Here is a 13,968-nt window from a genome sequence, read left to right as displayed (position 1 = left end):
GCCGGCCTCCCTCCGCCACTCGTCCGGCACTCGTCGGGCACTCGTCGGCACGGTCACCGGACCGCGTGCCGACCGCGCATCCTCGCAGCCCGGCACCGGCATCCCGCCCGCACCGAGCCCGAGTTCACGCGTTCGTCGTCCGCTGTTCATCGTCGCCCCGCGCGGCCCGGTCGTCGCGGACCCGACGGGCGCGCGTCGTGGTTACCGTGCACGCATGCCTGCCGCCCACCGCTACACCGAGGTCGACGTCTTCACGTCGACGCCGCTGCTCGGCAACCCCGTCGCCGTGGTGCACGACGCCGACGACCTGAGCGACGCGCAGCTCGCGGCGTTCGCGCGGTGGACCAACCTGTCGGAGACGACGTTCCTGCTGCGCCCGACCCGCCCCGGCGCCGACTACCGCGTCCGCATCTTCACGCCCGGCGGCGAGCTGCCGTTCGCCGGCCACCCGACGCTCGGCACGTGCCACGCGTGGCTCGGCGCGGGCGGCCTCCCGGTGGACGGCGACACGATCACCCAGGACTGCACGGTCGGGCCCGTGACCATCCGCCGCACGGGCGACCGCCTCGCCTTCGCGGCGCCGCCGCTGCGGCAGGACCGACCCCTCGAGGACGCCGAGCTCGCGTCCGCGCTCGACGTGCTGGGGCTGCCCGCCGACGCCGTCGTCGACCACCGGCTGCTCGACAACGGGCCCGCGTGGCCGGTGCTCCTGCTCGACGCGGCGGACCGGGTGCTCGAGCTCCGGCCCGACTGGTCGCGCGCCGCGCCCGGCAAGCTCGGCGTCGTCGCACCCCGCCCGGCGGGCGGCCGGACCGCGTTCGAGATGCGCGCGTTCGCGCCGGGGATCGGCATCCAGGAGGACCCGGTCACCGGCAGCCTCAACGCGTCGGTCGGCGAGTGGCTGACGCGCACCGGCCGGGCGCCCGCCGCGTACGTCGCGGCCCAGGGCACCGCGGTCGGCCGCGCGGGGCGCGTGCACGTCGAGCGCGAGGACTCCGGCCGGATCTGGGTCGGAGGCGCCACCGTGACGGTCGTCGAGGGCACCGTCCGCCTCTGACGAGCGGTGGTCGCCGCACCGCCGGATGTCGCCGGTCTGGGAAGATGGGTGTCATGACCGAGCAGAACCCGAGCCCGACCACGCCCGCCCCGACCCGAGGCACGCGCGCGGTACCGGACAAGGTCTCGCTCGACGGCATCGAGACGCGCTGGGACGCGGCCTGGACGGAGCAGAACCTCTACGGCTTCGACCGGACCAAGAGCCGCGACGAGATCTACTCGATCGACACCCCGCCGCCCACCGTCTCAGGCTCGCTGCACGTCGGCCACGTGTTCTCGTACACGCACACCGACGTCGTGGCCCGCTTCCAGCGCATGCGCGGCCGCGAGGTGTTCTACCCGATGGGCTGGGACGACAACGGCCTGCCCACCGAGCGCCGCGTGCAGAACTACTACGGCGTGCGCTGCGACCCGTCGCTGCCGTACGTCGACGGGTTCGAGCCGCCGCACGAGGGCACCGACGGGAAGGTCATCAAGGCCGCCGACCAGGTGCCGATCAGCCGCCGGAACTTCGTCGAGCTGTGCGAGCGCCTGACGGTCGAGGACGAGCGCCAGTTCGAGGCGCTCTGGCGCCACCTCGGGCTCTCCGTCGACTGGTCGACCACCTACCAGACCATCTCCGCCGAGTCGCGGGCCGTCGCGCAGCAGGCGTTCCTCCGCAACCTCGCGCGCGGCGAGGCGTACCAGGCGGAGGCGCCGGGGCTGTGGGACGTCACGTTCCAGACGGCCGTGGCGCAGGCCGAGCTCGAGGCGCGCGACTACCCCGGCGCGTTCCACCGCGTCGCGTTCCACGGCGCGGGCGGCCCGGTGCACATCGAGACCACCCGCCCGGAGCTGCTCGCGGCGTGCGTCGCGCTCATCGCGCACCCCGACGACGAGCGCTACCAGCACCTGTTCGGCACCACGGTGACGACGCCGCTCTACGGCGTCGAGGTGCCCGTGCTGTCGCACCCCGCGGCGGAGCCCGACAAGGGCGCGGGCATCGCCATGTGCTGCACGTTCGGCGACCTGACGGACGTCCAGTGGTGGCGCGAGCTCCAGCTGCCGACGCGCTCGGTGATCGGCCGCGACGGCCGCGTGCTGCGCGACACCCCCGACTGGATCGCTTCCGACCAGGGCCGCGCCCGCTACGAGGAGATCGCCGGCAAGACGACGTTCTCCGCGCGCGAGGCGGTCGTCGCCGGGCTGCGCGAGACGGGCGACCTCGAGGGCGAGCCGCAGGCCACGCAGCGCAAGGCGAACTTCTACGAGAAGGGCGACAAGCCGCTCGAGATCGTCACGAGCCGCCAGTGGTACATCACCAACGGCGGGCGCGACGCGCAGCTCCGTGACGCGCTGCTGGCCCGCGGCGCCGAGCTCGACTTCCACCCGGAGTTCATGCAGGTCCGGTACGAGAACTGGGTCGGCGGCCTCAACGGCGACTGGCTCATCAGCCGGCAGCGCTTCTTCGGCGTGCCCTTCCCGGTCTGGTACCGCCTCGACGAGGCCGGCGAGCCGGACCACGACCACCCGCTCCTGCCGTCCGAGGACCTGCTCCCCGTCGACCCCGCGTCCGACGTCCCGGCCGGGTACACGGCCGACCAGCGCGACGTGCCCGGCGGCTTCACGGCCGACCCCGACATCATGGACACGTGGGCGACCTCGTCGCTGACGCCCCAGATCGTCGGCGGCTGGCGCACCGACCCCGACCTGTTCGCGCGCGTCTTCCCGATGGACCTGCGCCCGCAGGGGCAGGACATCATCCGCACCTGGCTCTTCTCGACGGTGGTGCGCAGCCACCTCGAGCACGGCGAGCTGCCATGGTCCGACGCCGCGATCAGCGGCTGGATCCTCGACCCCGACCGCAAGAAGATGTCGAAGTCCAAGGGCAACGTCGTCACGCCGATGGCGCTGCTCGAGGAGCACGGCTCGGACGCGGTCCGCTACTGGGCGGCCTCGGCCCGGCTCGGCACCGACGCGGCGTTCGAGATCGGCCAGATGAAGATCGGCCGCCGCCTCGCCATCAAGATCCTCAACGCGAGCAAGTTCGCGCTCTCGTTCGGCACGGCCGAGCTCGACCCGGCGCTCGTGACGAACCCGCTGGACCGCGCGATGCTCGCCGGCCTCGCGGACGTCGTCGAGAAGGCCACCGCCGCGCTCGAGGGCTACGACCACACGCGCGCGCTCGAGCTCTCGGAGACGTTCTTCTGGACGTTCTGCGACGACTACCTCGAGCTCGTCAAGGACCGCGCGTACGCGGGCGGCGACGGCGAGGTCTCGGCCGGCACGCAGTCCGCGCGCGCCGCGCTCGGCATCGCGCTCGACACGCTGCTGCGGCTGTTCGCGCCCGTGCTGCCGTTCGCGACCGAGGAGGTCTGGTCGTGGTGGCGCGAGGGCTCGGTGCACCGCGCGCCGTGGCCCGACGCCGCCCCGCTGCGGGCCGCCGCCGCCGACGCCGACCCGGGCGTCGTGGGCGCCGCCGGCGCCGCGCTCGCCGCGCTGCGCAAGGTGAAGTCCGAGGCCAAGGTGTCGATGCGCACCGAGATCGCGTCCGTGCGCCTCGCGGTCCCGGACGCGCTGCGCGCGGGTGTCGAGATCGCGCTCGACGACGTCCGCGCCGCCGGCCGCGTCACGGGCTCGCTCGACCTGGCCGACCACGACGGCGAGGGCGCGGTCGCGCACGACGCGGAGCTCGTCGTCCCCGCCTGACCTCCACCACCCAGGGGTCGGCGCGCCGTGGCCGCGCGCCGACCTGGGCGGCGACGTGGAAGGCTGACGGGCAGCGGGCCGACGGGGCCGGCAGGCGGACCGAGGAGGTCACGGTGCGGGAGTTCCACGCCGAGGGCATCACGCGCGCCGAGCCGCACTGGAGCATCCCCTGGCTCCTGCGCGACCGGCTCGCCACCCACCCGGACGCCGTCTACGTCGAGCGTCGCCAGTCGATCGGCGGCGGCTGGACGCCCGTCACGGTGGCCGCCTTCGCGGCGGAGGTCGTGTCGGTCGCGAAGGGACTCGTCGCGCGGGGCGTCGAGCCCGGCGACCGCGTCGCCCTGATGGCGAAGACGCGCTACGAGTGGACGCTGCTCGACTACGCCATCTGGTTCGCGGGCGGCGTCGGCGTGCCCGTCTACGAGACGTCGTCGGCCGAGCAGGTCCGCTGGATCTGCGCCGACGCGGGGGTACGGCTCGCGATCGTCGAGACGCCCGCGCACGCGCACGTCGTCGGCCAGGTGCGCGACGACCTCCCCGGGCTGACGGACGTGCTCGTGATCGACGAAGGTGCGGTGACGACGCTGGCCGGCGAGGGCCGCGACGTGGCGGACGCCGAGATCGAGCGCCGCTCGACGCAGGCGGGCGCCGACGACCTCGCGACGATCATCTACACCTCCGGCACCACCGGGCGTCCGAAGGGCGTCGAGCTGACGCACGGCAACTTCGTCAGCCTGTCGCTCAACGGCGTCGAGGGCCTCGGCGAGGTCTGCGCGGCCCCCGGCGCCCGCACGCTCATGTTCATGCCGCTCGCCCACGTGTTCGCGCGCTACCTCCAGGTCGTGTGCCTGCCGTCCGGCGCCGTGATCGGCCACTCACCCTCGACGCGCACGCTGCTGCCCGACCTCGACTCGTTCAAGCCGACGTTCGTGCTCGCCGTCCCGCGCGTGTTCGAGAAGGTCTACAACTCGGCGGAGCAGAGCGCCGGGTCGGGCACCAGGCTGCGGCTGTTCCGGTGGTCCGCCAAGGTCGCGATCGAGTACTCGCGGGCGCTCGACACCCCGGGCGGACCGTCCGCCGCGCTCACGGCGCAGCACCGGCTCGCGGGCGCGTTGGTGCACGGCAAGGTGCGGGCCGCCCTGGGCGGCGCCCTGCAGTGGGCGGTCTCGGGCGGCGCGCCGCTCGGGGAGCGGCTCGGGCACTTCTACCGCGGCATCGGCGTCCGCGTCCTCGAGGGCTACGGCCTCACCGAGACGTGCGCCCCGACGACGGTCAACCGGCCCGGGCTGACGAAGGTCGGCACGGTCGGGCCCGCGTTCCCGGGCACGGCCGTCCGCATCGACGACGACGGCCAGGTGCTCATCTCCGGGCCGCACGTCTTCCGCGGCTACCGGCACGACGTCGAGGCGACGAAGGCCGCGTTCGAGGACGGATGGTTCCGCACGGGCGACCTCGGCGCCCTCGACGACGACGGCTACCTGACGATCACCGGCCGGTCGAAGGAGATCATCGTGACCGCGGGCGGCAAGAACGTCGCGCCCGCGGTCCTCGAGGACCGGCTGCGCGGCCACCCGCTGATCTCGCAGGTCGTCGTCGTCGGCGACCAGCGCCCGTTCATCGGCGCCCTCGTGACGCTCGACGCCGAGATGCTCCCCGGCTGGCTCGCCAACCACGGGCTGCCGGCCATGGACGTCGTCAGCGCCGGCCACGACGAGCGGGTGCTCGAGGCGCTCGACCGGGCCGTCGACCGCGCCAACGAGGCCGTCTCGCGCGCCGAGTCGATCCGGAAGATCCACGTGCTGCCCACGGACTTCACCGAGGCGAACGGGTACCTGACGCCGAGCCTCAAGGTGAAGCGCGGGCTCGTGCTGAAGGACTTCGCGGCCGACGTGGACGAGCTCTACGTCGACACGCGCGCGAGCGGCAACCACTGACGGCGTCGGGCACCGCGGGCCTGCCGGTCAGGTCGACGGCCGGGACGCGCGCCGGCGCGCCCTCTCCGTCACGCCACAGGCCGGCCCGCGCCCTCCGTCGCGCCACCCGCCGGGCGCCCCCTCGTCAGATCACCGTGCGCAGGCGCCGCTGGTCGGCCGACTGCGTCGGCACGGCCTCGCTCGGGGTCGACCCGTCCGACCACCGGAGCACGGCCCCGATCCCGTCGACGAGGTCGACCGACCCGTCGTCGGCGAACGTCACGCCCGCGTCCTGACCGATCGCGGCGCGCAGCAGCGCGACGCCCGCCGCCATGGTGCGGGGCGCGCCGCTGACGCCGAGCGCCGCCAGGTCGGACGCGGAGCTCGCGAGCTGGAGCGGCTCGGGCCCGACGAAGAGCTCGCGGTCTCCGAGGCCGCCGGCGAGCGCGTCCACGTGCACCACGAGCTCCGCCACCTGCCCGCGTCGCAGCACCTCGATCACGTCCTCGAGCGCCGTGACCGCACCCTCGCCTCGACCCTGCGCCTCGCGGAACCGGTCGAGCACCTCGGCGCGGCGCCGTTCGCGCACCGCCTCGAGCGCCTCGGCGACACGAGCCTCGAACACGTCTCCGCGGGCGCCCTCGCCGCGCGCACCGCCCGGCACCTCGACCACGACGTCGAGCGCGGGCCGGCCGAGCTCCTCCTTGACGAGCGCGACAGCGCGGACGTCGCCCGTGAGCACCACGACGTCGAACGCGTCCTCGGCGACCGCGTGCTCGACCGCCCGCGCGACTGCCTCGGCGTTCCGCTCCCACGAGTCCTCGGCCCGCGTCTGACCACGCCGCGCGAGCGATCCCTCGCGCGTCTTGTGCACGTCGTCGTGGCCGCCCTCGACGACCTCGCGGCGCGACGGACCGTGCCCCGAGTCCGACGTCTTCCACGCGAGGTCGGCACCGTTGCGGTCCACGACGACGACGAGGTACGCCACCGTCTCGTCCGCAGCGCGGACCGCGGGCAGCAGCGCCGGCGCCGGCCCCACCTCGGCAGTCGACTGCGCGGGAGGCTGCAGCAGCACGCGGTCGACGACCACGCCGTGCGCGTCCGCCACCACGACGCGCCCGTGCGGTCGGCGCACGCCCGTGGGCACCGCGACGCGGTCGCCGATCTCGTCGAGCACCGCGGCGGACGCGCCGTCACGCTCGAGGCCGCGCCGCAGGCCACGCCACCGGTCGGCCGCCTCGGCCTCGCCGGCCGCCTCCGCGCGGGTGACGTCGAGGTACACCGTGACGAACGGCGACGGACGGCCGAGAAGCGGCTTCAGCCAGTGCAGATCCATGCGTGCGGCACCTCCTGGACGGTCATCTCCCCCGGTGACCCCTAGGACGACGTCGCCGTCCCGGCCGGCTCCAGGCTGACCTTCCCTACCTTCTTCCACCGGACGCCCCGCCGCCACTGCGCCGCCGCTCCGGGCCGGGCGCGGGTGGTTCCCCGGCCGGCGGCGACCCCGACGCACCCGGCCGGGCCAGCGCGACGCGCCGTCCGGCCCCACCAGCGCGAGCACGCCGCCGCTGTGGAGGCGTCCAACGGGCGTCGCGTCCGGTTCGCCACACACGCCCGGCCCTAGGATCGCCAGCGTGAGCGACACCCGGCCCGTCCCAGCCGAGCTCGTGGGACTGCGCGGCAGCATCGACAACATCGACGCCGCCCTGATCTACCTCCTGGCGGAGCGGTTCAAGGCGACGAAGCGCGTGGGTGTGCTCAAGGCGGCGCAGGGTCTGCCGCCGGCCGACCCGGCCCGAGAGGCAGAGCAGGTGGCTCGCCTGCGCCGGCTCGCGCACGAGGCCGACCTCGACCCGGTGTTCGCGGAGAAGTTCCTCGCGTTCATCGTCGAGGAGGTCATCCGGCACCACGAGGAGATCGCGCAGGACCACGCGAGCGGGACGCCCGAGGGCTGAAGGCCCCATCCGCCGGCTCGCCGGCGCGCGCAGGACCATGCGAACACCACGCCGGTGCCCCGGGCTCGGGCGGTCGGCCGCTCGGCCCGCTGCGAGCGCGGGCGTGTCGCGGGCCAGCCCCCGGACGGGCTCCCGGCTCAGGCGCTCTTCTCGCGCGGCGGCCGCTTCTCGCGCGGCGCGTCCCGCGGTACGAGCGTCGGGTTGACGTTCTCGAGCACGACCTCGCGCGTGATGACGACCCGCGCCACGTCGTCGCGGCTCGGCACCTCGAACATCACCTGCTGGAGGACCTCCTCCATGATCGCCCGCAGCCCGCGCGCTCCGGTGCCGCGCAGCAGCGCCTGGTCCGCGATCGCGGCGACCGCGTCGTCGGTGAACTCGAGCTCGACGCCGTCGATCTGGAACATCCGCTGGTACTGCTTGACCAGCGCGTTCCGCGGCTCGCTGAGGATCCGGACGAGCGCGTCCTGGTCGAGCCGCGACACCGCCGCCACGACCGGCAGGCGGCCGATGAACTCGGGGATGAGGCCGTACTTCTGCAGGTCCTCGGGGCGCACCTCGTTGAACAGGTCGCCCTCGCCGGACGCCTCGACGAGCGGGGCGCCGAACCCGACGACGCGCTTGCGAGCCCGCGCGGCGATGATGTCGTCCAGTCCGGAGAACGCGCCCGCCACGATGAACAGCACGTTCGTCGTGTCGATCTGGATGAACTCCTGGTGCGGGTGCTTGCGGCCGCCCTGCGGCGGCACCGACGCCTGCGTGCCCTCGATGATCTTGAGCAGCGCCTGCTGCACGCCCTCGCCCGAGACGTCGCGCGTGATCGACGGGTTCTCGCTCTTGCGGGCGATCTTGTCGATCTCGTCGATGTAGATGATCCCCTGCTCGGCCTTCTTGACGTCGTAGTCGGCGGCCTGGATGAGCTTGAGGAGGATGTTCTCGACGTCCTCGCCGACGTAGCCGGCCTCGGTCAGCGCGGTGGCGTCCGCGATCGCGAAGGGCACGTTCAGCATCCGCGCGAGGGTCTGCGCGAGGTACGTCTTGCCCGTGCCCGTGGGGCCGACGAGCAGGATGTTCGACTTGGCGATCTCGATGTGGTCGTCGGTCACCTGGCGCCCGGCGTCGCCCGCCTGGATGCGCTTGTAGTGGTTGTACACGGACACCGACAGGGCCCGCTTCGCCGACTCCTGGCCGATGATGTACTGCTCGAGGAACTCGAAGATCTCCTTCGGCTTCGGCAGCTCCACCAGGCCCGTCTCGGACGCCTCGGCGAGCTCCTCCTCGATGATCTCGTTGCACAGGTCGATGCACTCGTCGCAGATGTACACACCCGGGCCCGCGATGAGCTTCTTGACCTGCTTCTGCGACTTGCCGCAGAACGAGCACTTGAGGAGGTCGGCTCCGTCCCCGATACGAGCCACGTACGTCCCCTTCCTCGAGCCGAGCGGCATCGCCAGTCGATCAGTGTGGCCCCCGGGGGCCGCGCACCCCACCATTGCACACCACGCGCCGTGGGATGTCAGCCGCCACGACGTACGGCCCGGCGTGTCCCGCCGGAGGACGGCGGACGGGCCCGTCGCAGATGCGACGAGCCCGTCCGGAACGGTCTCAGGCCGGCTGCACGACCGTCGGCTGCACGCCCTTGCGGCTCGCGAGGACCTGGTCGACGATCCCGTACTCGAGCGCCTGCTGAGCCGTGAGGATCTTGTCGCGCTCGATGTCCTGGCGGACCTGCTCGACGTCGCGGCCCGTGTGGTGCGCGAGCGTCTCCTCGAGCCACTCGCGCATGCGGATCAGCTCGTTCGCGTGGATCTCGATGTCCGAGGCCTGCGCGTAGCCGCCACCCTCCATCGCGGGCTGGTGGATCAGCACGCGCGCGTTCGGCAGGGCGAGGCGCTTGCCCGGCGAGCCGGCAGCGAGCAGCACCGCGGCGGCTGACGCCGCCTGGCCGAGGCACACCGTCTGGATGCCCGGCTTGATGTACTGCATCGTGTCGTAGATCGCCGTGAGCGCCGTGAACGAGCCACCGGGCGAGTTGATGTACAGGATGATGTCGCGGTCCGGGTCGGTGCTCTCGAGCACCAGGAGCTGCGCCATCACGTCGTCGGCCGACGCGTCGTCCACCTGCACCCCGAGGAAGATGATGCGGTCCTCGAACAGCTTGGTGTACGGGTCCTGGCGCTTGAAGCCGTAGGCCGTGCGCTCCTCGAACTGCGGCAGCACGTAACGGCCGGACGGCGACGCCGGGGCGAGGCCGCCGGCGAGCCGGCCGGCGCGGGCCACGAACTGGGACTCCATGCTCACGGGTTTCTCCTTGCGGGTCGGGCGGGTCGGCGAGGCACTCGCACCGGTCAGCGGGTCAGTTGGTGCCGCCGCCGCCGGTGACCGAACCCGCGGTCTCGACGACGTGGTCGATGAAGCCGTACTCGAGCGCCTCGGGCGCCGTGAACCAGCGGTCCCGGTCGGCGTCGGCGTTGATCTGGTCCACGCTCTTGCCGGTCTGCGCGGCGGTCAGCTCGGCCAGCACCGTCTTCATGTGCAGGATCAGCTGCGCGTTGATGCGCACGTCGGTGGCCGTGCCGCCGATGCCGCCGGAGGGCTGGTGCATCATGACGCGCGCGTGCGGCAGCGCGTACCGCTTGCCCTTCGCGCCCGACGAGAGCAGGAACTGCCCCATCGACGCCGCCATGCCCATCGCGATCGTCGCGACGTCCGGCTTGATGAACTGCATCGTGTCGTAGATCGCCATGCCGGCCGTGATCGACCCACCAGGCGAGTTGAGGTACAGCCAGATGTCCTTGTCCGGGTCCTCCGCGGCCAGCAGCATCATCTGCGCGCAGATCGCGTTCGCGTTCTCGTCGCGGACCTCGGAGCCCAGCCAGATGATGCGCTCGCGCAGGAGCCGGTTGTAGATGCTGTCGTTGAGACCGAACGGGGACGGAGCGTCTGCCCGGCCGATCATCGGCACCTGCTCGTTCACGAATAGCTCCTTCGTCTGGGGCCGTGCGTTGCAGCGACCCTAACGCCCGCACGAGCGCGTCCATGGCCCGCCCGGCCCCGGTTTCGCTGACGGCGCACGAGCCCCGCCGCCGCCCGCATGGCGCGGCGCCGGTCGCGCGGCGGCACCGACGCCACGCGGTGCCCCCGCGCGCAGCGCTCCCGCACCCCGGCTGGAACAGACGGGCGAGATCGTGCCGGCCGGGCGAGATCGCTCAGCCGGGGCGCGCGATCGCGCGCCGCTTCTGCGCGATCTCGCCCGCGGAACCTCCTCCGAGCGCTCGGCGGAGGCCCGCGCGGCTCAGGATCGTCGCGAGGCGCGACGGGCTCATGGCGTCGGACCAGGTCCACCGTGCGACGCGGAGACCCGCCCGGCGCAGGCGGTCCTCGCGCACCTTCTCCTGCCACAGCCGCTCCTCGAGCGAGCGGCGGTCCGCGATGCCGTCGACCCGGTACTTGAGGCGCCCGTCGAACTCGCCGACCAGCCTCGCTTCCGGCCACCAGAAGTCCACCCGCGCGACGACCTCCCCGCGTTCGGCGAACTCGGTCTGCAGCCGCGGGGCCGGCAGACCGAGCTCGTGCATCCGCGCGCGGCTGAGCGACTCGCCCGGCGACTCGGAGCGCGCGTCCGCGAACCGTGCGACCGCCGCCGACCGAGCGACACCCCGGCGTCCCGCGCGCTCCGCCACCCCGGCCGCGAGGGCGTCGGCCGTCACCAGACCGGCACGGAGCGCGTGGTCCGCCGCGGGGACGGCACAGGCGAACGGCAGGCTCGCCGCGAGATCCAGCACGGTGTCGACCGCCGACGTGACGCGCACGCCGTCACGTTCGTGGACGGCCAGGTCCCCGGCCCCGCGATGCCGGACGACGCCGGTCCATGACGACCCGCCGGAACGCGCCCTCGACACGTGGATGGCCGCCGGCGGCGCGACCAGCGGCATCCCCCACAGCGCGGCCGCGGAGTCGTGCGAGAACACCACGTGGCGCATGACCGAGGCCGCGGCTCGGACCACGAGCACGTGCTGCTCCCCCGGCGCGAGGCCCTCCCACTCGCGGGTGCGGACGAACGCACCAGGGCGGACGCGCACCAACCGGCCGCGTCGCTCGGCGAGGTACAGCCGTCGCGGGTCGAGCCCGATCCGGCGAGCGTCGTCGAGGACCACGACACCGTCAGGGAGGCTCGCGAGGAGCGTCTCGTCATCCACGCGTCGATGGTCCGGGACCAGTGCTCGACACGTCCGCGCGACGCCGCATCCGGTGGACGTCGTCGGCGCGGCCGGGGCTGTGCGCGGCTCGGCGAGCGAGATCGCGCACGTCGCGCGCGCGATCCATCGCCCGCGGCGCGCGATCTCGCTCGTCTCGCCGTGCCGACGCGCGTTCACCGCGCCGCGGCGCCGGCCGCCGGGGACGGCGAAGGCCCGCGTCCCCGAGGGGCGCGGGCCTTCGGCCGGGGTCGTCAGGCCTGCTGCTCGTCCACGAAGACCGGGATCGCCGCGGCGTCCGAGCCGCTGACGACGCCCTGGCTCGTCTCGCCACCGGTGGCCTCGGCCTCCGCAGCCGCGTCCTCCTCGTCGGTGCCGATGAACTCGGACAGGTCGACGTCGGCGCCGCTCGGGTCCGTGACGGCGACCCGGCGCAGCGCGACCGCGATGGCCTTCGAGCGCGCGACCTCGGCGACCATCTGCGGGATCTGACCCTGCTGGTCGAGCGTCGTGATGAACGTGTTCGGGTCGACGCCGTACTGGCGCGACGCGTTCACGAGGTAGTCGATGAGCTCGGGCTGCGAGACCTTGACCTCGAGCTGCTCGGCGAGCGTGTCGAGGAGGATCTGGTTGCGCAGCGCGACGGTGGCCTGCTCGTCGACCTCGGCGCGGTGCTCGTCGTCCCCGAGGCGGCCCTCCGACTCGAGGTGACGGTGGATCTCGGCCTCGACGACGCCGCGGGGCACCGGGATCTCGGTGCCCTCGAGGAGCTTCTCGAGCAGCAGGTCGCGCGCCTGCACGGCCTGGTTCTGCGCCTTGATGCGGCCGGCCTGCTCGCGGAGGTCGTCCTTCAGCTCGGCGAGCGTGTCGAACTCGCTCGCGAGCTGCGCGAAGTCGTCGTCGGCCTCGGGGAGCTGGCGCTCCTTGACCTGCTGCGCGGTGACCGCGACCTGCGCCTGCTCGCCCGCGCGGTCGCCACCGGCGAGCGCCGTCTCGAACGTCGTGGTCTCGCCGCCCGAGAGGCCCGTCAGCGCCTCGTCGAGGCCCTCGAGCATGTTGCCCGCACCGATCTGGTAGCTGACACCCGAGACCGAGTCGATCTCCTCGTCACCGATCTTGGCGACGAGGTCGAGCACGACGAAGTCGCCCTCGGCGGCGGGGCGGTCGACACCGACCAGCGTGCCGAAGCGCTCGCGCAGCGCGTCGAGGCGGCCCTCGACGTCCTCGTCCGAGACGTCCAGTCCGTCGATGCTCAGCGCGACCTCGGACAGCTCCGGGACGGTGATCGTGGGGCGCACCTCGACCTCGGCGGTGAAGTGCAGCTCGCCCTCGTCCTCGCCGGCGACGAGACCCGGGACCTTGGTGACCTCGACCTCGGGCTGACCGAGCGGGCGCAGGTCGTTCTCGCGCACGGCCTCGGCGTAGAAGCCGGACAGGCCGTCGTTGACGGCGTGCTCGATGACGGCGACGCGGCCGATGCGCTGGTCGATGATGCGCGGCGGGACCTTGCCCTTGCGGAACCCGGGGACCGTCACGTCCTGCGCGATGTGCTCGTACGCGTGCTCGATGCTCGGCTTGAGCTCGTCGTACGTCACCTCGACGGTCAGCTTGACCTTGGTGGGCTCCAGGGTCTCGACGGCGCTCTTCACTTCGTTGGTCTCCAGATGGTCGGGCGGACGCCGGCAGCTCCGGCGTGTTCAGGCATCGGGGTCGGCGCGCGGCGGACCGCTCCTCGAGAGGCGGGGAGCACCGCGACCGCGCGCGGGCGACCCTCGATGGTACGTCACGGCGCGACGCGGCTGCCACGACGGTGGTCCCTGGCGGCCGTCCCGGGACGGTGCGAGGCGGACGCGCGCGGGGCACCCGGCGACGGGCTCGGACGGCCGAGCGGGGGCGCGGCACGTCGGTCGGCTCGCACGGCGGGGCGATGTCGCGGCCGCCGGTCGGCACGGACGTCGGCGTGAGGTCGCGGCGGCTTGTCCGGGCGAGCGCGGTGGTGCGAGGAGAGGCCGCGCGAGCCGGTAGCCTGTGTCCGCGGTCCGGACCCACGGCTCGCCTCTCGCAGGCGGCGCTCAGGCCTGTGACCTGCGCGGACGTAGCTCAATGGTAGAGCCCCAGTCTTCCAAACTGGCTACGCGGGTTCGATTCCCGTCGTCCGCT

Annotated in this window: 10 protein-coding genes and 1 tRNA gene; 5 read left to right on the top strand and 6 right to left on the bottom strand. The window is 73.4% G+C overall.

Features of this window, described 5'->3' with window-relative positions:
* Positions 1 to 214 precede the first annotated feature (214 nt).
* The 3 genes from QRT04_RS13925 to QRT04_RS13915 all read left to right on the top strand — a co-directional run bounded on the left by QRT04_RS13925 (position 215) and on the right by QRT04_RS13915 (position 5,678).
* On the top strand, positions 215 to 1,057 hold the full coding sequence (locus QRT04_RS13925) for a PhzF family phenazine biosynthesis protein (RefSeq protein ID WP_289456106.1): 843 nt from the start codon (positions 215 to 217) through the stop codon (positions 1,055 to 1,057).
* Positions 1,058 to 1,110: 53 nt separating this feature from the next.
* Positions 1,111 to 3,744 (top strand): valine--tRNA ligase, encoded by a 2,634-nt coding sequence (gene valS / locus QRT04_RS13920; protein ID WP_289456105.1) that lies wholly within the window; start codon positions 1,111 to 1,113, stop codon positions 3,742 to 3,744.
* A 113-nt stretch (positions 3,745 to 3,857) separates the two neighbouring features.
* Entirely contained in the window at positions 3,858 to 5,678 is a 1,821-nt protein-coding gene (locus QRT04_RS13915; RefSeq protein WP_289456104.1) for an AMP-dependent synthetase/ligase, read from the top strand.
* 124 nt (positions 5,679 to 5,802) lie between these two features.
* Here QRT04_RS13915 and QRT04_RS13910 read toward each other — a convergent pair whose 3' ends face one another.
* Positions 5,803 to 6,993: a baeRF2 domain-containing protein gene (locus QRT04_RS13910; RefSeq protein ID WP_289456103.1), complete on the bottom strand. Its 1,191-nt coding sequence runs from the start codon at positions 6,991 to 6,993 to the stop codon at positions 5,803 to 5,805.
* A gap of 298 nt (positions 6,994 to 7,291) precedes the next feature.
* Here QRT04_RS13910 and QRT04_RS13905 point away from each other — a divergent pair, with 298 nt between their 5' ends.
* Entirely contained in the window at positions 7,292 to 7,612 is a 321-nt protein-coding gene (locus QRT04_RS13905) for a chorismate mutase (protein ID WP_289456101.1), read from the top strand.
* A 137-nt stretch (positions 7,613 to 7,749) separates the two neighbouring features.
* On the opposite strand, the gene clpX is transcribed toward QRT04_RS13905, so the two are convergent.
* The 5 genes from clpX to tig form a co-directional block, all read right to left on the bottom strand.
* Positions 7,750 to 9,030: an ATP-dependent Clp protease ATP-binding subunit ClpX gene (clpX, locus tag QRT04_RS13900; protein WP_289456099.1), complete on the bottom strand. Its 1,281-nt coding sequence runs from the start codon at positions 9,028 to 9,030 to the stop codon at positions 7,750 to 7,752.
* A 187-nt stretch (positions 9,031 to 9,217) separates the two neighbouring features.
* Positions 9,218 to 9,913 (bottom strand): ATP-dependent Clp protease proteolytic subunit, encoded by a 696-nt coding sequence (locus tag QRT04_RS13895; RefSeq protein WP_289456098.1) that lies wholly within the window; start codon positions 9,911 to 9,913, stop codon positions 9,218 to 9,220.
* Positions 9,914 to 9,968: 55 nt separating this feature from the next.
* Positions 9,969 to 10,571 (bottom strand): ATP-dependent Clp protease proteolytic subunit, encoded by a 603-nt coding sequence (locus QRT04_RS13890; RefSeq protein WP_407653644.1) that lies wholly within the window; start codon positions 10,569 to 10,571, stop codon positions 9,969 to 9,971.
* 250 nt (positions 10,572 to 10,821) lie between these two features.
* On the bottom strand, positions 10,822 to 11,811 hold the full coding sequence (locus QRT04_RS13885) for a type IV toxin-antitoxin system AbiEi family antitoxin domain-containing protein (protein ID WP_289456096.1): 990 nt from the start codon (positions 11,809 to 11,811) through the stop codon (positions 10,822 to 10,824).
* Positions 11,812 to 12,062: 251 nt separating this feature from the next.
* On the bottom strand, positions 12,063 to 13,457 hold the full coding sequence (gene tig / locus QRT04_RS13880) for a trigger factor (RefSeq protein ID WP_289456095.1): 1,395 nt from the start codon (positions 13,455 to 13,457) through the stop codon (positions 12,063 to 12,065).
* A 440-nt stretch (positions 13,458 to 13,897) separates the two neighbouring features.
* Here tig and QRT04_RS13875 point away from each other — a divergent pair.
* Positions 13,898 to 13,968, top strand: a tRNA-Gly gene (locus QRT04_RS13875).

Origin of the sequence: Cellulomonas alba, assembly GCF_030362835.1 — a bacterium.
Classification (GTDB): domain Bacteria; phylum Actinomycetota; class Actinomycetes; order Actinomycetales; family Cellulomonadaceae; genus Cellulomonas; species Cellulomonas alba.
The sequence above is the reverse complement of the archived record's forward strand: the minus strand, read 5'-3'. Positions and strand labels throughout refer to the sequence as shown.

Coding starts and splice junctions, on each gene's coding strand:
- valS (WP_289456105.1), top strand. CDS start 1,111: ATGACCGAGCAGAACCCGAGCCCGACCACGCCCGCCCCGACCCGAGGC.
- QRT04_RS13925 (WP_289456106.1), top strand. CDS start 215: ATGCCTGCCGCCCACCGCTACACCGAGGTCGACGTCTTCACGTCGACG.
- QRT04_RS13910 (WP_289456103.1), bottom strand. CDS start 6,993: ATGGATCTGCACTGGCTGAAGCCGCTTCTCGGCCGTCCGTCGCCGTTC.
- QRT04_RS13890 (WP_407653644.1), bottom strand. CDS start 10,571: ATGATCGGCCGGGCAGACGCTCCGTCCCCGTTCGGTCTCAACGACAGC.